This is a genomic window from Burkholderia paludis, assembly GCF_000732615.1.
Taxonomy (GTDB): domain Bacteria; phylum Pseudomonadota; class Gammaproteobacteria; order Burkholderiales; family Burkholderiaceae; genus Burkholderia; species Burkholderia paludis.
Map to the genome: position 1 here is coordinate 81,149 of NZ_JPGL01000028.1, position 22,467 is coordinate 103,615.

Annotated in this window: 21 protein-coding genes; all 21 read right to left on the bottom strand. The window is 61.3% G+C overall.

All coding sequences use genetic code 11. The annotated features are described in order from the left end of the window. Nucleotides 1-6: 6 nt before the first annotated feature. The 21 genes from rplE to rpoB all read right to left on the bottom strand — a co-directional run bounded on the left by rplE (nucleotide 7) and on the right by rpoB (nucleotide 22,333). Entirely contained in the window at nucleotides 7-546 is a 540-nt protein-coding gene (gene rplE, locus GQ56_RS0118970) for a 50S ribosomal protein L5 (RefSeq protein WP_006482882.1), read from the bottom strand. 16 nt (nucleotides 547-562) lie between these two features. Beyond that, on the bottom strand, nucleotides 563-871 hold the full coding sequence (gene rplX, locus GQ56_RS0118975; protein WP_006477187.1) for a 50S ribosomal protein L24: 309 nt from the start codon (nucleotides 869-871) through the stop codon (nucleotides 563-565). A gap of 9 nt (nucleotides 872-880) precedes the next feature. Continuing rightward, nucleotides 881-1,249 (bottom strand): 50S ribosomal protein L14, encoded by a 369-nt coding sequence (gene rplN / locus GQ56_RS0118980; protein WP_013696372.1) that lies wholly within the window; start codon nucleotides 1,247-1,249, stop codon nucleotides 881-883. A 309-nt stretch (nucleotides 1,250-1,558) separates the two neighbouring features. After that, nucleotides 1,559-1,831, bottom strand: coding sequence for a 30S ribosomal protein S17 (rpsQ, locus tag GQ56_RS0118985; protein WP_006752928.1), 273 nt, complete (start codon nucleotides 1,829-1,831; stop codon nucleotides 1,559-1,561). After that, the gene (gene rpmC / locus GQ56_RS0118990) at nucleotides 1,828-2,022 is read right to left on the bottom strand and encodes a 50S ribosomal protein L29 (RefSeq protein WP_006400652.1); all 195 of its coding nucleotides are present in this window, start codon (nucleotides 2,020-2,022) and stop codon (nucleotides 1,828-1,830) included. The genes rpsQ and rpmC overlap by 4 nt, the downstream gene beginning before the upstream one ends. A 9-nt stretch (nucleotides 2,023-2,031) precedes the next feature. Then, complete coding sequence (gene rplP, locus GQ56_RS0118995) at nucleotides 2,032-2,448, bottom strand: 50S ribosomal protein L16 (RefSeq protein WP_006752927.1); 417 nt, start codon at nucleotides 2,446-2,448, stop codon at nucleotides 2,032-2,034. A gap of 2 nt (nucleotides 2,449-2,450) precedes the next feature. Then, a complete protein-coding gene (gene rpsC, locus GQ56_RS0119000) occupies nucleotides 2,451-3,251 on the bottom strand; it encodes a 30S ribosomal protein S3 (protein ID WP_006482899.1) in 801 nt (266 codons plus the stop codon). Nucleotides 3,252-3,262: 11 nt separating this feature from the next. Next, nucleotides 3,263-3,592: a 50S ribosomal protein L22 gene (gene rplV, locus GQ56_RS0119005; protein WP_004199272.1), complete on the bottom strand. Its 330-nt coding sequence runs from the start codon at nucleotides 3,590-3,592 to the stop codon at nucleotides 3,263-3,265. 12 nt (nucleotides 3,593-3,604) lie between these two features. Continuing rightward, nucleotides 3,605-3,880, bottom strand: a complete 276-nt coding sequence (gene rpsS / locus GQ56_RS0119010) for a 30S ribosomal protein S19 (RefSeq protein WP_004199273.1) — start codon at nucleotides 3,878-3,880, stop codon at nucleotides 3,605-3,607. A 10-nt stretch (nucleotides 3,881-3,890) separates the two neighbouring features. Then, on the bottom strand, nucleotides 3,891-4,718 hold the full coding sequence (gene rplB, locus GQ56_RS0119015) for a 50S ribosomal protein L2 (protein ID WP_006482900.1): 828 nt from the start codon (nucleotides 4,716-4,718) through the stop codon (nucleotides 3,891-3,893). Between the two features lie 2 nt (nucleotides 4,719-4,720). After that, nucleotides 4,721-5,035, bottom strand: a complete 315-nt coding sequence (gene rplW / locus GQ56_RS0119020; RefSeq protein WP_004199275.1) for a 50S ribosomal protein L23 — start codon at nucleotides 5,033-5,035, stop codon at nucleotides 4,721-4,723. Further along, nucleotides 5,032-5,652, bottom strand: a complete 621-nt coding sequence (rplD, locus tag GQ56_RS0119025; protein ID WP_011350675.1) for a 50S ribosomal protein L4 — start codon at nucleotides 5,650-5,652, stop codon at nucleotides 5,032-5,034. The genes rplW and rplD overlap by 4 nt, the downstream gene beginning before the upstream one ends. Further along, the gene (gene rplC / locus GQ56_RS0119030) at nucleotides 5,652-6,302 is read right to left on the bottom strand and encodes a 50S ribosomal protein L3 (protein WP_006482922.1); all 651 of its coding nucleotides are present in this window, start codon (nucleotides 6,300-6,302) and stop codon (nucleotides 5,652-5,654) included. Before rplC ends, rplD begins: the two co-directional genes overlap by 1 nt. 178 nt (nucleotides 6,303-6,480) lie before the next feature. Beyond that, complete coding sequence (gene rpsJ, locus GQ56_RS0119035; RefSeq protein ID WP_004199280.1) at nucleotides 6,481-6,792, bottom strand: 30S ribosomal protein S10; 312 nt, start codon at nucleotides 6,790-6,792, stop codon at nucleotides 6,481-6,483. Nucleotides 6,793-7,087: 295 nt separating this feature from the next. Then, on the bottom strand, nucleotides 7,088-8,278 hold the full coding sequence (gene tuf, locus GQ56_RS0119040) for an elongation factor Tu (protein WP_017333531.1): 1,191 nt from the start codon (nucleotides 8,276-8,278) through the stop codon (nucleotides 7,088-7,090). 39 nt (nucleotides 8,279-8,317) lie between these two features. Next, nucleotides 8,318-10,420 carry an elongation factor G gene (gene fusA, locus GQ56_RS0119045; protein WP_031400142.1) on the bottom strand — a complete coding sequence of 701 codons (2,103 nt, stop codon included), beginning with the start codon at nucleotides 10,418-10,420 and terminating at the stop codon, nucleotides 8,318-8,320. A 123-nt stretch (nucleotides 10,421-10,543) separates the two neighbouring features. Continuing rightward, on the bottom strand, nucleotides 10,544-11,014 hold the full coding sequence (gene rpsG, locus GQ56_RS0119050; RefSeq protein WP_006477195.1) for a 30S ribosomal protein S7: 471 nt from the start codon (nucleotides 11,012-11,014) through the stop codon (nucleotides 10,544-10,546). Between the two features lie 172 nt (nucleotides 11,015-11,186). Beyond that, the gene (rpsL, locus tag GQ56_RS0119055; RefSeq protein WP_006400662.1) at nucleotides 11,187-11,567 is read right to left on the bottom strand and encodes a 30S ribosomal protein S12; all 381 of its coding nucleotides are present in this window, start codon (nucleotides 11,565-11,567) and stop codon (nucleotides 11,187-11,189) included. A 227-nt stretch (nucleotides 11,568-11,794) separates the two neighbouring features. Further along, the gene (gene recQ / locus GQ56_RS0119060) at nucleotides 11,795-13,642 is read right to left on the bottom strand and encodes a DNA helicase RecQ (RefSeq protein WP_031400143.1); all 1,848 of its coding nucleotides are present in this window, start codon (nucleotides 13,640-13,642) and stop codon (nucleotides 11,795-11,797) included. A 315-nt stretch (nucleotides 13,643-13,957) separates the two neighbouring features. After that, on the bottom strand, nucleotides 13,958-18,205 hold the full coding sequence (gene rpoC / locus GQ56_RS0119065) for a DNA-directed RNA polymerase subunit beta' (protein ID WP_031400144.1): 4,248 nt from the start codon (nucleotides 18,203-18,205) through the stop codon (nucleotides 13,958-13,960). A gap of 21 nt (nucleotides 18,206-18,226) precedes the next feature. After that, nucleotides 18,227-22,333, bottom strand: a complete 4,107-nt coding sequence (gene rpoB / locus GQ56_RS0119070; protein WP_031400145.1) for a DNA-directed RNA polymerase subunit beta — start codon at nucleotides 22,331-22,333, stop codon at nucleotides 18,227-18,229. Nucleotides 22,334-22,467: the final 134 nt, after the last annotated feature.

Below are 22,467 nucleotides of genomic sequence, written 5' to 3' on the forward strand. Positions count from 1 at the left end.
GTAACCTCAGTTTCTGAACGGGAACTTGAAGCTGGCGAGCAGAGCCTTTGCTTCGTCGTCGGTCTTCGCAGTCGTCGTGATGCTGATGTTCAGCCCACGCAGTGCGTCGATCTTGTCGTAATCGATTTCGGGGAAAATGATCTGCTCTTTCACACCGATGTTGTAGTTGCCACGGCCATCGAAAGCACGACCCGACACACCGCGGAAGTCACGCACGCGGGGCAGGGCGACCGTCACGAAACGGTCGAGGAATTCGTACATTGCACGGCCACGCAGCGTCACCATCGCGCCGATCGGGTAACCCTGGCGGATCTTGAAGCCTGCGATTGCCTTGCGCGCCTTCGTGACGACCGGCTTCTGGCCGGCGATCTTCGTGAGGTCGCCAACGGCGTTCTCGATGATCTTCTTGTCAGCGATCGCTTCGCCAAGACCCATGTTCAGCGTGATCTTGGTGATGCGCGGCACTTCCATGACCGACTTGTAACCGAACTTCTCGATCAGGCCGGGCACAACCTTTTCTTTGTAAAACTCTTGAAAACGAGCCATTTTTTACTCCGCTGCGTCAGGCGCTCAGTACGGCACCGGTCGTCTTCAGGAAGCGAACCTTCTTGCCTTCCTCGACCTTGATGCCAACACGCGACGCCTTGCCATTCGCGTCGACCAGTGCGACGTTCGAAATATGCAGGGGCATCGTCTTCGCTTCCACACCGCCCGTCGTACCCTTCATCGGGTTCGGCTTCACATGCTTCTTGACGAGGTTGATACCTTCAACCGTCACATGCTCAGCACCGACAGCCAGCACGACGCCGCGCTTGCCCTTGTCCTTGCCGGTGACAACGATAACTTCGTCACCCTTGCGAATCTTGTTCATCGCGACTCCTTACAGCACTTCCGGCGCCAGCGAAACGATCTTCATGAATCGTTCGCTACGCAGCTCACGCGTCACCGGCCCGAAGATACGGGTGCCGATCGGCTCGAGCTTGTTATTCAAAAGCACAGCGGCGTTGCCGTCGAACTTGATCAGCGAGCCGTCTTGACGGCGGACGCCCTTGGCGGTGCGGACCACCACGGCGTTGTAAATTTCGCCTTTCTTCACGCGCCCGCGCGGCGTTGCCTCTTTGACGGTCACCTTGATGATGTCGCCAATGCTGGCATAACGACGCTTCGAGCCGCCGAGCACCTTGATGCACATGACTTCACGTGCACCCGTGTTGTCGGCTACTTCGAGCCGAGATTCGGTCTGGATCATGGTTTGTCTTTCCCAACTTAATCCGGATGCACCACCATGATGCATACGGTCAGTCTTGGTCCCGTCAGCCAATCGGCTGCTTGGGTTGGAACAGCAGCGACGGCAAACGAAACCCGCCATCGCAATTCGGTGAATCTTTCGGACAGGCTGGCGCCAGTCCGCTTCCCCCACCAACTTCGCCCGCGACGGGGCTCCCATAAAGAGGGAAGACCAGGATTATAACAAATAATCCTGGCCACGCAAGCAAAAACTTTGCGATTTCAAGCACTTCGCGGAGAAGTGCCCGTTACTGCCTACTGCACTGCCCGCTTAGATGACGCGAGCTGCTTCGACGAGGCGCGACACCGTCCAGGCCTTCGTCTTCGAAACAGGACGAGTTTCCTGGATTTCGACGAGATCGCCTTCGTTGCAGGTGTTCGCTTCATCGTGCGCGTGGTACTTCTTCGAGCGCACGACATACTTGCCGTAGATCGGGTGCTTGACGCGGTGCTCGATCAGCACGGTGACGGTCTTGTCCATCTTGTTGCTGACGACCCGACCGACCAGCGTCCGCTTCAGCGAGGTTTTCACGCTATCGTTCATTTCTGGTTCGCCTTCTGAGTCATGACGGTCCGCACACGTGCGATGTCGCGACGAACCTTCTTCAGCTGGCTCGTGTTCGTGAGCTGCTGGGTCGCGAGTTGCATGCGCAGGCCGAATTGCGCCTTCAGCAGGTCCGCCAGCTCCTTGTTGAGCGCGGCCTGGTCTTTCTGGAGAAGTTCGGAAGCCTTCATGTTTTCTCCTTAGGCGCCGAGCTGGCGCACGATGAATGCCGTCTTCAGCGGCAGCTTGGCTGCAGCCAGACGGAACGCTTCGCGTGCCAGTTCTTCGGTTACGCCGTCCATTTCATAGAGCATCTTGCCCGGCTGAATCTCCGCGACGTAGTACTCCGGGTTACCCTTACCGTTACCCATACGCACTTCGGCCGGCTTCTGCGAAATCGGCTTGTCCGGGAAGATCCGGATCCAGATGCGGCCGCCACGCTTGATGTGACGCGTCATTGCACGACGCGCCGCTTCAATCTGGCGTGCGGTCAAACGACCGCGACCGATCGCCTTCAGGCCGAAGTCACCGAACGACACTGCGTTGCCGCGCGTCGCCTTGCCGGTGTTACGACCCTTCTGCTCTTTACGATACTTCCTGCGTTTCGGTTGCAGCATCGTTATTCTCCAGTCTTGCCGTCTTCGGGCTTGCCGGCGCCACGGCGCGGTGCGCCACGACGAGCACCCGGAGCGCCGCCTTCGCCGTCACGGCGCGGACGACGGTCGCCCGGACGCGCATTGCGACGCGGACGCTTGTCTTCGGCTACTTCTTCCACCACCGGTGCGTCGTTGCGGCCGAGCGTGTCGCCCTTGTAGACCCACACCTTGACGCCGATGATCCCGTAGGTCGTCTTCGCTTCCGAGGTTGCGTAGTCGATATCAGCACGCAGCGTGTGAAGGGGCACGCGACCTTCGCGATACCACTCCGTACGAGCGATTTCGATACCGTTCAGACGGCCCGCGCTCATGATCTTGATGCCCTGGGCACCCAGACGCATCGCGTTCTGCATCGCACGCTTCATCGCGCGACGGAACATGATCCGGCGCTCGAGCTGTTGCGTGATCGAGTCAGCGATCAGCTGAGCATCGGTTTCCGGCTTGCGGATCTCTTCGATGTTGACGTGAACCGGCACGCCCATGCGGCGTTGCAGTTCCGTCTTCAGCTGTTCGATATCCTCGCCCTTCTTGCCGATGACCACACCCGGACGCGAGCTGTAAATCGTGATGCGCGCGTTCTTCGCCGGACGCTCGATGACGACCCGACCGACCGAAGCGTTCTTCAGCTTCTTCTTCAGGTATTCACGAACACCGATGTCTTCCTGAAGCATCGCCGCGAAATTGTTGTTGTTCGCGTACCAACGCGAAGCCCAATTGCGGCTGACAGCCAGGCGGAAGCCAGTCGGATGAATTTTCTGTCCCATCGTATGGCTCCTTAATTCCCGACCGTCACAGTGATGTGACAGGATTGCTTCTCGATGCGGTTACCGCGGCCCTTGGCGCGCGCGGTGAAACGCTTGAGCGATGCAGCCTTGTCGACGTAGATGCTCTTGATCTTGAGCTCGTCGATATCGGCGCCTTCGTTGTGCTCCGCATTCGCGATTGCCGACAGCACAACCTTCTTCACGATGCCAGCCGCTTTCTTCGGCGAGAACGTCAGAACGTTCAGCGCCTTGTCGACCGGCAAACCGCGGATCTGGTCAGCCACAAGGCGCGTTTTTTGCGCCGAGATGCGGGCACCGCGATGAATTGCTTTCACTTCCATCTTGATTGCCCCTTATTTCTTGGCCTTCTTGTCGGCCGCGTGACCCTTGAACGTACGGGTCAGTGCGAACTCGCCAAGCTTGTGGCCGACCATGTTTTCCGAGATGTACACCGGAACGTGTTGACGGCCGTTATGAACGGCGATCGTCAGGCCGATGAAATCCGGCAGAATCGTCGAGCGACGCGACCAGGTCTTGATCGGCTTTTTGTCGCGCGAAGCTGCAGCCGCCTCAACTTTCTTCAGCAAATGGGCGTCGCAGAACGGACCTTTTTTTACAGAACGTGCCATTGCCTACTCCTTAACGCTTGTGACGGCGCTGGACGATCATCGTCGTCGTGCGCTTGTTGCTACGGGTGCGATAACCCTTAGCCGGCGTACCCCACGGGCTAACCGGATCGCGACCTGCAGCCGTCTTGCCCTCACCACCACCGTGCGGGTGATCAACCGGGTTCATCGCAACGCCACGCACCGTCGGGCGGATACCGCGCCAGCGGTTCGCGCCAGCCTTGCCGATCTGGCGCAGGCTATGCTCTTCGTTGCCGACTTCACCGATCGTTGCACGGCACTCGATGTGCACGCGGCGGATTTCGCCCGAACGCAGACGAACCTGCGCGTAGACGCCTTCACGTGCGAGCAGCATGGCCGACGTGCCAGCCGAACGCGCCATTTGCGCGCCCTTGCCCGGCAGCATCTCGATGCAGTGGATCGTCGTACCGACCGGAATGTTGCGGATCGGCAGCGTGTTGCCTGCACGGATCGGCGCTTCCGAACCCGACATCAGCTGTTGGCCGACGGTCAGGCCCTTCGGGGCGATGATGTAGCGGCGTTCGCCGTCTGCGTAGAGCACCAGCGCGATGTTCGCGCTACGGTTCGGGTCGTACTCGAGACGCTCGACCTTTGCCGGAATGCCATCCTTCGTGCGACGGAAATCGACGATACGATAGTGCTGCTTGTGACCACCACCCTTGTGACGCGTGGTGATACGGCCGTTGTTGTTACGGCCGGCGGTCGAGCTCTGCGAGTCGAGCAGTGCCGCGAACGGCTTGCCCTGGTGCAGGTTCTTGTTGACCACCTTGACCATCGCGCGGCGACCCGGCGAAGTCGGTTTAACTTTAACGATTGCCATGATTACTTGGCCTCCGCTTCAAAGTTGATTTCCTGGCCGGGCTTCAGGCAGACATACGCCTTCTTCACGTCCTTGCGGCGGCCCATCGAACGGCCAAAGCGCTTTTGCTTGCCCTTCTGAACCAGCACGTTGACGGAATCAACTTCAACCTTGAACAGCAGCTCGACAGCCGCCTTCACTTCCTGCTTCGTGGCATCCGGTGCGACTTCGAACACGACTTGCTCGTTCTTGTCGGCAACCAGCGTCGCCTTTTCCGAGATCACCGGTGCGAGCAGGACCTGCATCAAACGATGATCGTTCTTGCGAATCTCGCTCATGACAGCAACTCCTCGATCTGGGCGACCGCAGCCTTCGTGACCAGCACTTTCTTGAAGTAGATCAGCGACAGCGGGTCAGCGTAGCGCGGCTCGACAATTGCCACGTGCGGCAGGTTGCGCGATGCCAGGTACAGGTTTTCGTCAACCGTGTCGGTGATGATCAGCACGGAGTCGAGACCCATGGTCTTGAATTTTTCGGCCAGCAGCTTGGTCTTCGGCGCTTCGAGGATGATGTCCTCGACAACCGACAGACGGCCTTCACGGGCCAGCTGCGAGAAGATCGAGCAGAGACCTGCGCGATGCATCTTCTTGTTGACCTTGTGCGAGAAGTTCTCTTCCGGCGAATTCGGGAAGATACGACCACCGCCACGCCACAACGGGCTCGACGACATACCGGCACGAGCACGGCCCGTACCCTTCTGGCGCCACGGCTTCTTGGTCGTGTGCTTGACTTGCTCACGGTCCTTCTGTGCGCGGTTACCCTGGCGAGCATTCGCCTGGTAAGCGACGACGACCTGGTGGATCAGCGCTTCGTTGTAGTCACGACCGAACACGACGTCCGATGCGTTGACCACTGCACCTTCCTGACCATTTTCGTTCAGGAGCTTGAGTTCCATTATTTCGCCCCCTTGGTCTTGACGGCCGGCGTCACGAAGACCTTGCCGCCCTTCGCGCCCGGAATCGCACCCTTCACGAGCAGCAGCTTGCGCTCTGCGTCGATACGAGCGATTTCGAGGTTCTGCACCGTCACCGTCACGTCACCCATGTGACCCGTCATGCGTTTACCCGGGAAAACACGACCCGGATCCTGCGCCATACCGATCGAGCCCGGCACGTTGTGCGAGCGCGAGTTACCGTGCGTGGCACGGCCGGAGGAGAAGTTGTAACGCTTGATCGTACCGGCGTAGCCCTTACCGATCGACACGCCTTGCACGTCGACCTTCTGGCCCACTTCGAAAAGATCTGCACCGACCACGGCGCCATTCGACAGCTCGGCTGCCTTGGCCGCGTCAATGCGGAATTCCTTGAGGATTTCACCGGCTTCGACACCGGCTTTGGCGAGATGACCTGCCAGCGGCTTCGTCACGCGCGATGCGCGGCGGGAGCCGAATGCAACCTGCACGGCCGTGTAGCCGTCGGTTTCAACAGTCTTGATCTGCGTCACGCGGTTGTCCGACACGTCCAGCACGGTGACGGGAATCGAATCCCCTTCCGCCGTGAAGATACGGGTCATGCCAACCTTGCGACCTACGAGTCCAAGGCTCATCATTTTCTCCATTCCCGACTGCGATTGGTCGGGGCTGATTTACAAAATGCCGGGCACGCAAGGCCCAACTTTTTTACGCGAATACGCGAAAAGCCAAGCAGTATAGCCCGACCTCGCGATTTCCGCAAGCAATACAAAGACTTAGCGCCACCCGACAGGCCGGTTGGCGCCGAAAGCCTTACTGCAGCTTGATTTCCACGTCGACGCCAGCCGGCAGGTCGAGCTTCATCAGCGCGTCAACCGTCTTGTCGGTCGGATCGACGATGTCCATCAGGCGCTGGTGGGTGCGGATTTCGAGCTGATCGCGCGACGTCTTGTTGACGTGCGGCGAACGCAGGATGTCAAAACGCTGAATGCGCGTCGGCAGCGGCACCGGGCCACGGACGATTGCGCCAGTCCGCTTCGCGGTATCGACGATCTCGGCTGCCGATTGATCGATCAGACGATAGTCGAAAGCCTTCAGGCGAATGCGGATTTTCTGTTGCTGCATGACGATTCCTTGAAAAGAGCGAGGCGATCTTGCATCGCCGGACACCAAAAGAACGTGAAACATGACGCCTGCGGGGAGCGAGACATCAGGTTCCGGACAGTACTTCCACTGCTAAGCCCGCGATTCTACACGAAATTCTGGAGCGATGGTGCGAGTTTGTCGTCCCGCTTGCCGTCGCACGCAGCGCACCGAAAAAACAAAACCGGGTGCCAGCGCAAGCTGGACACCCGGTTTCGACGGTACAACCGCATACCGCGGAATCGCGGACCCCGTCGGGATCCGCGGATCGTCGATGTTACTCGATGATCTTGGCGACGACGCCGGCGCCGACCGTACGGCCGCCTTCGCGGATTGCGAAGCGCAGACCTTCTTCCATCGCGATCGGAGCGATCAGCTTCACCGTGATCGACACGTTGTCGCCCGGCATCACCATTTCCTTGTCCTTCGGCAGCTCGATCGAGCCCGTCACGTCCGTCGTACGGAAGTAGAACTGCGGACGGTAGTTGTTGAAGAACGGCGTGTGACGGCCGCCTTCGTCCTTGCTCAGCACGTACACTTCAGCGGTGAAGTGCGTGTGCGGCGTGATCGAACCCGGCTTCGCCAGAACCTGGCCACGCTCCACGTCTTCACGCTTCGTGCCGCGCAGCAGGATACCAACGTTGTCGCCCGCTTGACCTTGGTCCAGCAGCTTGCGGAACATTTCCACGCCCGTGCAGGTCGTCTTCACCGTCGGCTTGATACCGACGATTTCGATTTCCTCGCCGACCTTGACGATGCCGCGCTCGACGCGACCCGTCACCACCGTGCCACGACCCGAGATCGAGAACACGTCTTCCACCGGCATCAGGAATGCGCCGTCAACTGCGCGCTCCGGCGTCGGGATGTACGTGTCCAGCGCGTCTGCCAGGTTCATGATCGCCACTTCGCCCAGCTCGCCCGTGTCGCCTTCCAGCGCCAGCTTGGCCGAACCCTTCACGATCGGCGTGTCGTCGCCCGGGAAGTCGTACTTCGACAGGAGTTCGCGAACTTCCATCTCGACCAGCTCGAGCAGTTCAGCGTCGTCCACCATGTCGCACTTGTTCAGGAACACGATGATGTACGGAACGCCAACCTGACGCGCCAGCAGGATGTGCTCACGCGTTTGCGGCATCGGGCCGTCTGCTGCCGAGCAAACCAGGATCGCGCCGTCCATCTGCGCTGCGCCCGTGATCATGTTCTTCACATAGTCAGCGTGGCCCGGGCAGTCGACGTGTGCGTAGTGGCGGTTAGCCGTTTCGTACTCGACGTGTGCCGTGTTGATCGTGATGCCGCGCGCCTTTTCTTCCGGTGCCGCGTCGATCTGGTCGTATGCCTTCGCTTCGCCGCCGAACTTCTTCGTCAGAACCGTCGTGATCGCTGCCGTCAGCGTCGTCTTGCCGTGGTCAACGTGACCAATCGTACCAACGTTCACGTGCGGCTTGGTCCGCTCGAATTTACCTTTTGCCATGATTCTCTTCTTTCAAAAATAATCGATTGTGATAGCGAATTACTTCGACTTCGCGCTGATGATCGCTTCTGCAACGTTCTTCGGAGCTTCAGCGTAGTGCTTGAACTCCATCGTGTACGTTGCGCGACCTTGCGTGAGCGAACGCAGCGACGTGGAATAGCCGAACATTTCCGACAGCGGCACTTCGGCGCGCACGATCTTGCCGCCGCCCACCATGTCGTCCATGCCCTGGATAATGCCGCGACGACCCGACAGGTCACCCATCACGTTACCCATGAAGTCTTCCGGCGTTTCCACTTCAACGGCCATCATCGGCTCGAGCAGAACCGGATCCGCGCGGCGCATTGCTTCCTTGAACGCCATCGAACCAGCCATGCGGAACGCATTTTCGTTCGAGTCGACGTCGTGGTACGAACCGAACGTCAGCGTGACCTTCACGTCGACGACCGGGAAGCCTGCCAGCACACCGCTCTTCAGCGTTTCCTGGATACCCTTGTCAACCGACGGAATGTATTCACGCGGAATCACGCCGCCCTTGATCGCGTCGATGAACTCGTAGCCCTTGCCCAGTTCGCTGCGCTCGAGCGTGATGACCGCATGGCCGTACTGACCGCGACCGCCCGACTGCTTGACGAACTTGCCTTCGACGTCCGCGGCCGACTTGCGGATCGTTTCGCGGTAAGCAACCTGCGGCTTGCCGACGGTCGCTTCCACGCCGAATTCACGCTTCATCCGGTCAACCAGAATTTCGAGGTGGAGCTCGCCCATGCCCGAAATGATCGTTTGACCCGATTCTTCGTCGGTCTGCACGCGGAACGACGGATCTTCCTGTGCCAGACGGTTCAGCGCCAGGCCCATCTTTTCCTGGTCAGCCTTGGTCTTCGGCTCGACAGCCTGCGAAATCACCGGCTCCGGGAACACCATGCGCTCGAGCACGATCGGATGTGCCGGATCGCACAGCGTATCGCCGGTGGTCGCTTCCTTCAGGCCGACCGCGGCAGCGATGTCGCCCGCACGGACTTCCTTGATTTCTTCACGCTGGTTCGCGTGCATCTGCAGAATACGGCCGAGGCGTTCCTTCTTGCCCTTGGTCGCATTGAGCAGCGTGTCGCCCGAATTGACGACGCCCGAGTAGACGCGGAAGAAGATCAGCTGGCCGACGAACGGGTCGGTCATGATCTTGAACGCGAGCGACGAGAACTTCTCGTCGTCGGAAGCACGACGCTCCGTCTTCTCGCCGTTTTCGAGTTCGCCCGTAACCGGCGGAATGTCGACCGGCGACGGCAGGAAGTCGATCACGGCGTCGAGCATACGCTGCACGCCCTTGTTCTTGAACGCGGTACCGCACAGCATCGGCTGGATTTCGCACGCGATCGTACGGTCACGCAGACCCTTCACGATCTCGTCTTCCGTCAGCGAACCTGCTTCCAGGTACTTGTTCATCAGGTCTTCGCTCGACTCGGCAGCGGCTTCGACCATCTTTTCACGCCACTCGTTGCACGTGTCGGCGAGTTCCGCCGGGATGTCGACGTAGTCGAACTTCGTGCCTTGCGACGCTTCGTCCCAAATGATCGCCTTCATCTTGATCAGATCGACGACGCCCTTGAAGCCTTCTTCCGCACCGATCGGCACCACGACCGGAACCGGGTTCGCCTTCAGGCGCAGACGGAGCTGGTCGTAGACCTTGAAGAAGTTCGCGCCGGTACGGTCCATCTTGTTGACGAACGCGAGACGCGGCACCTTGTACTTGTTCGCCTGGCGCCACACCGTTTCCGACTGCGGCTGCACGCCGCCCACTGCGCAGTACACCATGCACGCGCCGTCGAGCACGCGCATCGAACGCTCCACTTCGATCGTGAAGTCGACGTGGCCCGGGGTGTCGATGATGTTGATGCGGTGTTCCGGATAGTTGCCGCCCATGCCCTTCCAGAAGGCCGTGGTAGCAGCGGACGTGATCGTGATGCCACGCTCCTGTTCCTGCTCCATCCAGTCCATCGTGGCTGCGCCGTCGTGGACTTCACCGATCTTGTGGTTCACACCGGTGTAAAACAGAATGCGCTCGGTCGTCGTCGTTTTGCCGGCGTCGATGTGAGCGCTAATACCGATATTGCGGTAGCGCTCGATAGGAGTCTTGCGAGCCACTTTGATCCTCTACTGGGATGACACGATGCAGCCCTGCTGCATCGTGCTTCAACACAAACGGGCGAGGCGCCTGAAAAGCGCACCCGCCCGGAATTTATTTCCGCAAACAGCCCAGCCAGGCGCTTAGAAACGGAAATGCGAGAACGCGCGGTTGGCTTCTGCCATGCGGTGAACTTCGTCGCGCTTCTTCATCGCGCCGCCACGGCCTTCGGCCGCTTCGGAGAGTTCACCTGCCAGGCGCAGGGCCATCGACTTCTCGCTACGCTTCTTCGCAGCCTCACGCAGCCAGCGCATCGCCAATGCCATACGACGCGACGGGCGCACTTCGACCGGAACTTGATAGTTGGCACCACCAACGCGGCGGCTCTTCACTTCGACCACCGGCTTCACGTTGTTGAGCGCAACCGTGAACACTTCCAGCGGGTCCTTGCCACCCTTGGTCTGGATTTGTTCGAATGCGCCATAAACGATGCGCTCTGCGACCGACTTCTTGCCGGACAGCATCAGCATGTTCATGAACTTGGCAACATCAACGTTACCGAACTTCGGATCCGGCAACACTTCCCGCTTGGGGACTTCGCGACGACGCGGCATGATTCTTCCTTTACTTGTTCAGTTGGAGCTGGTTCCAGCTCCGCGGCCACCAACAAACCCGATCACATCTTCACGACTAACCAGCTTGGCCGGGTGACCACTTACTCGACAGCACCGGCAATCCGGCACTCCCGCCTTGACCGCCCTGCGGCGATCCCTGATCAAAAACTGCTTACTTGGCAGCCTTTGCACGCTTCGCGCCGTACTTCGAGCGCGCTTGCTTACGGTCCTTGACGCCCTGGGTATCCAGCGAGCCGCGAACCATGTGGTAACGCACACCCGGCAAGTCCTTCACACGGCCGCCGCGGATCAGCACAACCGAGTGTTCCTGCAGGTTGTGGCCTTCACCGCCGATGTACGAAATCACTTCGAAGCCGTTCGTCAGACGAACCTTGGCGACCTTACGGAGTGCCGAGTTCGGCTTCTTCGGCGTCGTCGTGTACACACGGGTGCACACGCCGCGACGCTGGGGGCAGTCCTGCAGGGCCGGGCTCTTGCTCTTCGTCGTTTCCGACTGACGGCCTTTGCGAACCAGTTGGTTGATGGTTGGCATTGTTTATTCCTGAAATTGAACAAAATCTGCGCATCGATTTCGGGCAAAGCGAGAATCGGCGCACAGTTGACTTCCGAACCGGCGAAACGGGCGCGAACTTTCGAATGCGACTCGGCCCACCGAATACCGGAACCCAGCATGATATTCCGGAAATACCAACTAAGTCAACGGCTTGCGTGATTCGCCGGCCGGACGCGCGGTTTACCGGAAGGGTCGGAACGCCTGTGTCAGGCCGACTCGACGACGTCGATGATCTCGTCGCCGAAGCGCTCCAGCTTGCGCACCCCCATGCCGGGGATATGGCGCAGGTCGTCGATCGACTCCGGCGCGTTGCGTGCGATCTCGGCGAGCGTCGCGTCGTGGAAGATCACGTAGGCCGGCACGCCGTCCGTCTTCGCGGTTTCCGCGCGCCACGCGCGCAGCGCATCCCACCGGGCGCGCTCGCGCGCGCCCATGCCGGCCGTCGGATCGACGCGCGTACCGCTGCGGCTCGACGACTGGCGCGTGCGCTGCGGCTTCACGTAGCGACGCAGCGTGACCTTCTCCTCGTTCTTCAGCACGGGCTTCGCGGCTTCGGTCAGCACGAGCGCGCCGAAGCCGCCATGATCGACGGCCAGATAGCCGTACGCGACGAGCTGCCGGAAAATCGCGCGCCACTCGGGTTCCGACAGCGACGCGCCGATCCCGAACGTCGTCAGCTGGTCGTGGCCGCGTTGCAACACCTTCTCGGTGCGCCCGCCGCGCAGGATCTCGATCAGGTGGCTCGAGCCGAAATTGAAGCCGCTTGCGCGCTGTGCGCGGAACACGCAGGACAGCGCCATCTGCGCCTCACGCGTCGCATCCCACGAATCAGGCGGCTCGAGGCACGTGTCGCAGTTGCCGCACGGCTTGCTCTCCTCGCCGAAGTAGTTCAGCAGCCGCACGCGGCGGCACGAGATCGTCTCGCACAGCCCGAGCAGCGCGTCCAGCTTCGACGTCTGGACGCGCTTGTGCGCGTCGTCCGCATCGGACTCGTCGATCATCTTGCGCTGCTGGACGACATCGCCGAGGCCGTACGCCATCCACGCATTCGCGGGCATCCCGTCACGACCGGCGCGGCCCGTTTCCTGGTAGTAGCCTTCGACGCTCTTCGGCAAATCCAGGTGCGCGACGAAGCGCACGTCGGGTTTGTCGATGCCCATGCCGAACGCAATCGTCGCGCACATCACGATGCCTTCCTCGCGCTGGAACATTTCCTGGTGCTTCTGCCGCACCTCGAACTCCATCCCGGCGTGATACGGCAGCGCGCGCACGCCCTGCGCCTTCAGCCACTCGGCCGTTTCCTCGACCTTGCGGCGCGACAGGCAATACACGACACCCGCATCGGTCGTACCGTCGGCATTCGTGTGTTCGGCGCGGATGAAGTCGAGCAGCTGCGAACGTGCGTTGTCCTTCTCGACGATCCGGTAGCGGATGTTCGGGCGATCGAAGCTCGACACGAACACGCGTGCGTCGTCTAGCGCTAGGCGATGGATGATCTCGTCGCGCGTGATCGCGTCGGCCGTGGCGGTCAGCGCGATGCGCGGCACCGACGGGAACCGCTCGTGCAGCACCGACAGCTGAATGTATTCCGGGCGGAAATCGTGCCCCCATTGCGACACGCAGTGCGCTTCGTCGATCGCGAACAGGCCGATCTTCGCGCGCTCGAGCAGGTCGAGGAAGCGCCCCGTCATCAGCCGTTCGGGCGCCACGTACAGCAGGTCGATTTCGCCTTCGCGCAGCGCGCGCTCGGTTGCCGCCGCCTCGGCGCCCGACAGCGTCGAATTCAGGTAGGCCGCACGCACGCCGACTTCGCTCAACGCAGCGACCTGGTCCTGCATCAGCGCGATCAGCGGCGACACGACGATGCCGGCGCCCTGCCCGGCCTCGCGGCGCAGCAGCGCCGGGATCTGGTAGCACAGCGACTTGCCGCCGCCGGTCGGCATCAGCACGAGACAATCGCCGCCGCCGGCGACGTGCTCGACGATCTCACCCTGCTGGCCGCGAAAAGCGGGATAACCAAATACTTCGTCGAGGATTTCGAGGGCGCGGGACATGAAAGAGGACAGGGACGGCTGGACGATGACCGCAATTTTAACAACCCGCTCGCGCAACGCGTGGCGAATCGTGCGGTTTGGCCGATCGGCCAGGGTTCGTTCGCGCGCATGACGTGCCTGCAACGGCCTCGCTGCATGTGATTGCGATGCCTGCGGCGGCACGTGCGGCCAGGCGACGCATCGCTCGCAAGCGGCCTCGGCCGGCACTGCGCAAGCGCGTCATGCGCGTGAACGACGGATAAAAAAAACCGCCCGGCAGAACCGGGCGGTTTCGGTGACAGCGTGGTGAGGCGAGGCGGCTCGCGCCGCCCGCGCTTACTCGGCTGCCGGGTGCTGTTGCGGCTCTTCCGCGGCAGGCGCGCTCGGCGTGCCGAAGTCGAATGCTTCTTCCGCTGCGATCTGGTCGAAACGCTCGCGATCCGACGATTCCTTCGCCTTGCGTGCCTTGTGGAACGCGAGACCCGTACCGGCCGGAATCAGACGGCCGACGATCACGTTTTCCTTCAGGCCGCGCAGATCGTCGCGCTTGCCCATGATCGCCGCTTCGGTCAGCACGCGGGTCGTTTCCTGGAACGATGCCGCGGAGATGAACGAGTCGGTCGACAGCGATGCCTTCGTGATACCGAGCAGCACGTTGTCGTACGAAGCCGGACGCTTGTCCTCGGCGATCATGCGATCGTTCTCGTCCAGCATGTCGGAACGCTCGACCTGTTCGCCCGGGATGAAGCGCGTATCGCCGTTGTCGGTGATCTGCACACGACGCAGCATCTGGCGAACGATCACCTCGATGTGCTTGTCGTTGATCTTCACGCCCTGCAGACGATACACGTCCTGCACTTCGTCGACGATGTAGCGCGACAGCGCCTCGATACCCTGCAGACGCAGGATGTCGTGCGGATCGGCCGGACCGTCCACGATCATTTCGCCCTTGTTGACGACCTGGGCATCGTGAACCAGAACCTGCTTTTCCTTCGCGATCAGGAACTCGTGCTGGTTGCCCTCGAGATCCGTGATGACGAGACGCTGCTTGCCCTTCGTGTCCTTACCGAACGACGTCGTACCGGTGACTTCCGCGAGAATGCCGGCATCCTTCGGCGAACGCGCTTCGAACAGTTCCGCCACCCGCGGCAGACCGCCGGTAATGTCACGCGTCTTCTGCGCTTCCGTCGGGATACGTGCGAGCACTTCACCGACCTGCACCTGCTGACCATCCTTCACGGTGATCAGTGCGCCGACCTGGAAGCCGATCTGCACTGCGTGCTCCGTGCCCGGAATCTTCACTTCGTCGCCGTTCGCGTCGAGCAGCTTGACCTGCGGACGCACGCTCTTCGAAGCCTGCGAACCACGACGCTTCACGTCGATCACGACCAGCGTCGACAGGCCGGTCACGTCGTCGATCTGCTTCGCGACGGTCACGCCTTCCTCGACGTTCTCGAACTTCACCGTACCACCGTACTCGGTGATGATCGGACGCGTCAGCGGATCCCAGGTGGCGAGCTGCGTGCCAGCCTTGATCGTCACACCGTCGAGCTGCAGCAGCGTCGCGCCGTACGGCACTTTGTGACGCTCGCGCTCGCGACCGAAATCGTCGGTGATCATCGCTTCGCCCGAACGGGAAATGACGATCTGCTCGCCCTTCGCGTTCGTGACGTAACGCATCGTCGCCGTGAAGCGCACGATACCGTTGCTCTTCGCTTCGACCGACGAGGCCACTGCCGCACGCGATGCCGCACCACCGATGTGGAACGTACGCATCGTCAGCTGCGTGCCCGGTTCGCCGATCGACTGTGCCGCGATCACGCCGACTGCTTCGCCGACGTTCACGAGCGAGCCGCGGCCAAGGTCACGGCCGTAGCAGGCTGCACACAGGCCGTAGCGCGTTTCGCAGGTCAGCGGCGTGCGCACGCGCACTTCGTCGATGCCCAGACGTTCGATTTCCTCGACCGCCGTTTCATCGAGCAGCGTGCCCGATTCGTACACCGTTTCCTGCGTTTCCGGGTTCACGACGTCCGCGACCGCAACGCGGCCGAGGATACGGTCACGCAGCGCTTCGACGACTTCACCGCCTTCGACCAGGGCCTTCATCGCCACGCCGTTCGACGTGCCGCAATCGTCTTCCACCACGACCAGATCCTGCGTGACGTCGACGAGACGACGCGTCAGGTAACCCGAGTTCGCGGTCTTCAGTGCCGTATCAGCCAGACCCTTACGTGCACCGTGGGTCGAGATGAAGTACTGCAACACGTTCAGACCTTCGCGGAAGTTCGCGGTAATCGGCGTCTCGATAATCGAGCCGTCCGGCTTCGCCATCAGGCCGCGCATACCGGCCAGCTGACGAATCTGAACCGCCGAACCCCGGGCGCCCGAGTCGGCCATCATGTAGATCGAGTTGAACGATTCCTGGCGCGTTTCCTTGCCGTCGCGGTCCGTCACCGGCTCCGTCGACAGCTGCTCCATCATCGCCTTGCCGACCGCTTCCGACGTTGCCGACCAGATGTCGACCACGTTGTTGTAGCGTTCCTGCGCGGTGACGAGACCCGACATGTACTGGCGGTCGTACTCCTTCACCTTCTTCGCGGCGTCGCCGACGATCGTTTCCTTCTGCGGCGGCACGAGCATGTCGTCCACGCAGATCGAAATGCCGGCGCGCGTCGCGAGACGGAAACCCGACTGCATCAGCTGGTCGGCGAACACCACCGTCGCGCGCAGACCGCACTTGCGGAACGCCGTGTTGATCAGGCGCGAGATTTCCTTCTTCTTCAGCGGCTTGTTCAGCACCGAGAACGGCAGGCCGTGCGGCAGGATCTCCGACAGGATCGCGCGGCCGACGGTCGTCGCGTACAGCGAGATCTTCGGCACGAATTCCGGCGCGCCTTCCGACGTGTCCTCGTTGCGGACCATTTCGGTGATCCGCACGTTGACGCGCGAGGCCAGCTCGACTTCCTTGTTCTCGTACGCGCGGATCGCTTCCGACACGCCCGTGAACGACAGGCCTTCGCCCTTGCCGTTGATCGCTTCGCGGGTCGCGTAGTACAGACCCAGCACGATATCCTGCGACGGCACGATCGACGGATCGCCGTTGGCCGGGAACAGCACGTTGTTCGACGCAAGCATCAGCGTGCGCGCTTCCATCTGCGCTTCGAGCGACAGCGGCACGTGAACGGCCATCTGGTCACCGTCGAAGTCGGCGTTGAACGCCGCGCAGACGAGCGGGTGCAGCTGGATTGCCTTGCCTTCGATCAGCACGGGCTCGAACGCCTGGATACCGAGACGGTGCAGCGTCGGCGCACGGTTCAGCATCACCGGGTGCTCGCGGATCACCTCTTCGAGGATGTCCCACACCACCGGCGTCTGGTTCTCGACTTCCTTCTTCGCCGCCTTGATGGTCGTCGCGACGCCCATCACTTCCAGCTTGTTGAAGATGAACGGCTTGAACAGCTCGAGCGCCATCAGCTTCGGCAGACCGCACTGGTGCAGCTTCAGCGTCGGGCCGACCACGATGACCGAACGGCCCGAGTAGTCGACGCGCTTGCCCAGCAGGTTCTGACGGAAACGGCCGCCCTTGCCCTTGATCATGTCGGCGAGCGACTTCAGCGGACGCTTGTTCGCGCCCGTCATCGCCTTGCCGCGACGACCGTTGTCGAGCAGCGAGTCGACGGCTTCCTGCAGCATCCGCTTTTCGTTGCGGACGATGATTTCAGGCGCCTTCAGCTCAAGCAGACGCTTCAACCGGTTGTTACGGTTGATCACGCGGCGATACAGGTCGTTCAGGTCCGACGTCGCGAAACGGCCGCCGTCCAGCGGCACGAGCGGACGCAGTTCCGGCGGCAGCACCGGCAGCACTTCGAGGATCATCCACTCGGGCTTGATGCCCGAGCGCTGGAATGCCTCGAGGACCTTCAGGCGCTTCGCGTACTTCTTGATCTTCGCTTCCGAGCCGGTGTTCTTCAGCTCGGTGCGCAGCGTCTCGACCTGCTCGTCGATGTTGATCGCGCGCAGCAGTTCACGCACGCCTTCCGCGCCCATTTCGGCACGGAATTCGTCGCCGTATTCCTCGACCTTGTTGTAGTAATCCTCCTCGGTCATGATCTGCCGCGCCTTCAGCGGCGTCATGCCCGGTTCGATCACCACGTACGCTTCGAAGTACAGCACGCGTTCGATGTCGCGCAGCGTCATGTCGAGCACCATGCCCAGACGCGACGGCAGCGACTTCAGGAACCAGATGTGCGCGACCGGCGAGGCCAGCTCGATGTGGCCCATGCGCTCGCGACGCACCTTCGCCAGCGTCACTTCGACGCCGCACTTCTCGCAGATCACGCCGCGGTGCTTCAGGCGCTTGTACTTGCCGCACAGGCACTCGTAGTCCTTGATCGGCCCGAAGATCTTCGCGCAGAAGAGACCATCACGTTCCGGCTTGAACGTACGGTAGTTGATGGTCTCCGGCTTCTTCACCTCGCCGAACGACCACGAACGGATCTTGTCAGGCGAAGCCAGACCGATCTTGATCGCGTCGAAAACTTCTTCCTGTTGGACTTGCTTGAATAGATCGAGCAGAGCTTTCATTGCTTTCTCTCCGTAGTCCGATTAATTGCGGTCGAGATCGATATCGATACCGAGCGAGCGGATTTCCTTCACGAGCACGTTGAAGGATTCCGGCATGCCTGCATCGATCACGTGATCGCCCTTGACCAGGTTCTCATAGACCTTGGTCCGGCCGTTCACGTCGTCCGACTTCACCGTCAGCATTTCCTGCAGCACGTAGGACGCGCCGTACGCTTCGAGTGCCCACACTTCCATTTCACCGAAACGCTGGCCACCGAACTGCGCCTTACCACCCAGCGGCTGCTGCGTGACGAGCGAGTACGGGCCGGTCGAACGCGCGTGCATCTTGTCGTCGACCAAGTGGTGCAGCTTCAGGTAGTGCATGTAGCCGAGCGTCACGCGACGTTCGAACATTTCACCCGTGCGGCCGTCGTACAGACGGACCTGGTTCTTCGACGGGTTCATGCCGAGCTGTTCAGCGATGTCGTCCGGGAACGCGAGGTCGAGCATCTTGCCCATTTCTTCCTCGGTCGCACCGTCGAACACCGGCGTTGCGAACGGCACGCCTTCGCGCAGGTTCTTCGCGAGTTCGAGGATCTCGTCGTCGGTGAAGCTTTCCAGATCTTCCTGGCGGCCCGAGTCGTTGTAGATCTTCGTCAGGAACACGCGCATTTCCTCGATCTTCGCCTGACGCTGCAGCATTTCGCCGATACGCCAGCCGAGGCCCTTAGCGGCCCAGCCGAGGTGCACTTCCAGAACCTGACCCACGTTCATCCGCGACGGAACGCCCAGCGGGTTCAGCACGACGTCTGCCGGACGGCCGTCGGCCATGTACGGCATGTCTTCGATCGGGACGATCTTCGACACGACACCCTTGTTACCGTGACGGCCTGCCATCTTGTCGCCAGGCTGCAGGCGACGCTTGACCGCGAGGTACACCTTGACCATCTTCAGCACGCCCGGCGGCAGTTCGTCGCCTTGCGTGAGCTTCTTGCGCTTCTCTTCGAACGCGAGGTCGAACTGGTGACGCTTCTCTTCGATCGAGTTCTTGATCGCTTCGAGCTGCGCCGCTGCTTCGTCGTCCGCGAGGCGGATGTCGAACCAGTGGTAGTGGTCGAGGTCTTCCAGGTAAGCCTGGTCGATCTTCGTGCCCTTCGCGAGCTTCTTCGGACCGCCGTTCGCGACCTTGCCCACGAGCATGCGCGCGAGACGCTGGAACGCGTCGCCTTCCACGATGCGCAGCTGGTCGTTCAGGTCGAGACGGTAACGCTTCAGTTCGTCGTCGATGATCTGTTGCGCGCGCTTGTCGCGCTGGATGCCTTCACGCGTGAACACCTGGACGTCGATCACGGTACCGCTCATGCCCGACGGCACGCGCAGCGACGTGTCCTTCACGTCCGAAGCCTTCTCGCCGAAGATCGCGCGCAGCAGCTTCTCTTCCGGCGTCAGCTGGGTCTCGCCCTTCGGCGTGACCTTGCCGACCAGCACGTCGCCCGCTTCGACTTCCGCACCGATGTACACGATGCCCGATTCGTCGAGACGGCCGAGCTGGACTTCCGCCAGGTTCGAGATGTCGCGCGTGATTTCTTCCGGCCCGAGCTTCGTGTCGCGTGCAACGACGTTCAGCTCTTCGATGTGGATCGACGTATAGCGATCGTCCGCAACCACCTTCTCCGAGATCAGGATCGAATCTTCGAAGTTGTAGCCGTTCCACGGCATGAACGCGATCAGCATGTTCTGGCCGAGCGCGAGCTCGCCCAGGTCCGTCGAGGCGCCGTCGGCCAGCACGTCGCCGCGCGAGACCTTGTCGCCCATCTTCACGATCGGACGCTGGTTGATGTTCGTGTTCTGGTTCGAACGCGTGTACTTGATCAGGTTGTAGATGTCGACACCGACTTCACCCGCGACCGCTTCGTCGTCGTTCACGCGAATCACGATACGGCCTGCATCGACATAGTCGACGACGCCGCCGCGGAACGCCTGGACCGTCGTACCCGAGTCGACCGCGCAGGTGCGCTCGATGCCCGTACCGACGACCGGCTTTTCCGGACGCAGACACGGCACGGCCTGACGCTGCATGTTCGAGCCCATCAGTGCACGGTTCGCATCGTCGTGCTCGAGGAACGGGATCAGCGAGGCTGCCACCGACACGATCTGCGACGGCGCGACGTCCATGTACTGGATGCGGTCCGGCGTGACCATCATCGTTTCGCCCGCTTCACGCGACGACACGAGTTCGTCGATCAGCGTGCCGCTCTCGTCGATCGCGGCGTTTGCCTGCGCGATCATGTAGCGGCCTTCCTCGATCGCCGACAGATAGTCGATCTGGTCGGTCACCTTGCTGTCCACGACCTTGCGGTACGGCGTCTCGAGGAAGCCGTATTCGTTCAGGTGCGCGTACAGTGCGAGCGAGTTGATCAGGCCGATGTTCGGACCTTCCGGCGTTTCGATCGGACACACGCGGCCGTAGTGGGTCGGGTGCACGTCGCGGACTTCGAAGCCTGCGCGCTCACGCGTCAGACCGCCCGGGCCCAGTGCGGAAACACGGCGCTTGTGCGTGATTTCCGACAGCGGGTTGGTCTGGTCCATGAACTGCGACAGCTGCGACGAACCGAAGAACTCGCGGATCGCCGACGAAATCGGCTTCGAGTTGATCAGGTCGTGCGGCATCAGGTTTTCGCTTTCGGCCTGGCCGAGGCGTTCCTTGACCGCGCGCTCGACACGCACGAGACCTGCGCGGAACTGGTTTTCCGCCAGTTCGCCGACGCAACGCACGCGACGGTTGCCGAGGTGGTCGATATCGTCCACTTCGCCCTTGCCGTTGCGCAGCTCGACGAGGATCTTGATGGTCGCGAGGATGTCGTCGTCCTGCAGCGTCATCGGGCCGGTGATCTCGTCACGGCTGACGCGGCGGTTGAACTTCATGCGGCCGACCTTCGACAGGTCGTACGCTTCTTCGCTGTAGAACAGACGGTTGAACAATGCCTCGACCGCTTCTTCGGTCGGCGGCTCGCCCGGACGCATCATGCGGTAGATCGCGATGCGCGCGGCCGTCTTGTCGGTCGTTTCGTCGACACGCAGCGTCGACGAAATGTACGGGCCCTGGTCCAGGTCGTTCGTGTAGAGCGTCTGGATGTCCTTGATGCCCGCTTCGCGCAGCTTCTCGAGCACGCTTTCCGTGACTTCGTCGTTCGCGCTCGCGATCACTTCGCCGGTGTCGCCGTCGACGACGTTCTTCGCCAGCACGCGGCCGAGCAGATAGTCTTCCGGCACCGAGATGTACTTGGTCTTCGCGGCTTCGAGGTCGCGAATGTGCTTCGCGTTGATCCGCTTGTCCTTCTGGACGATGACCTTGCCGTCGCGATCCGTGATGTCGAAACGCGCGACTTCACCGCGCAGGCGCTCGGGCACGAACTCGAGTTGCGCGCCTTCGTCCATCAGCGTGAAGTTGTCGAACACGAAGAAGTTCGCGAGGATCTGTTCCGGCGTCAGGCCGATGGCCTTCAGCAGGATCGTGACCGGCATCTTGCGGCGACGGTCGACGCGGAAGTACAGGATGTCCTTCGGGTCGAATTCGAAGTCGAGCCACGAGCCGCGGTACGGAATGATCCGTGCCGAGAACAGCAGCTTGCCCGAGCTGTGCGTCTTGCCCTTGTCGTGTTCGAAGAACACGCCCGGCGAACGGTGCAGCTGCGAGACGATGACACGCTCGGTGCCGTTGATGACGAACGAGCCCGTCGGCGTCATGAGCGGAATTTCGCCCATGTACACTTCCTGCTCCTTCACTTCCTTGACGACCGGCTTGTTCGGCGATTCCTTGTCGAGAATGACGAGGCGGACCTTCGCGCGCAGCGCGGAGCAGTACGTCAGGCCGCGCTGCTGGCATTCCTTGATGTTGAATGCCGGCGCGGACAGCGCATAGCTCACGAACTCGAGGCGCGCGAAGCCGTTGTGCGAAACAATGGGAAATACCGATGTGAAGGCGGCCTGCAAACCTTCAGGCTTGCGTTGCGTCGCCGGCACATCAGCTTGCAGAAACGTGCTGAATGATTCAAGCTGGGTAGCCAGCAAGAACGGAACTTGGTGAACGATGGGGCGCTTCGCGAAACTCTTGCGAATGCGCTTCTTCTCGGTGAAGGAATATTGCATACGATCTCCGAATCACGGCGGGTGCTATCGAGGCGGAATACCTGGACGTTTCAAACCCGAGTGTTCACCGACTGAGACCCGATGGCCGTCCGACGGCTTGAACGAGCCGAGAAGCTTGGTGGTTGGCCGCTACC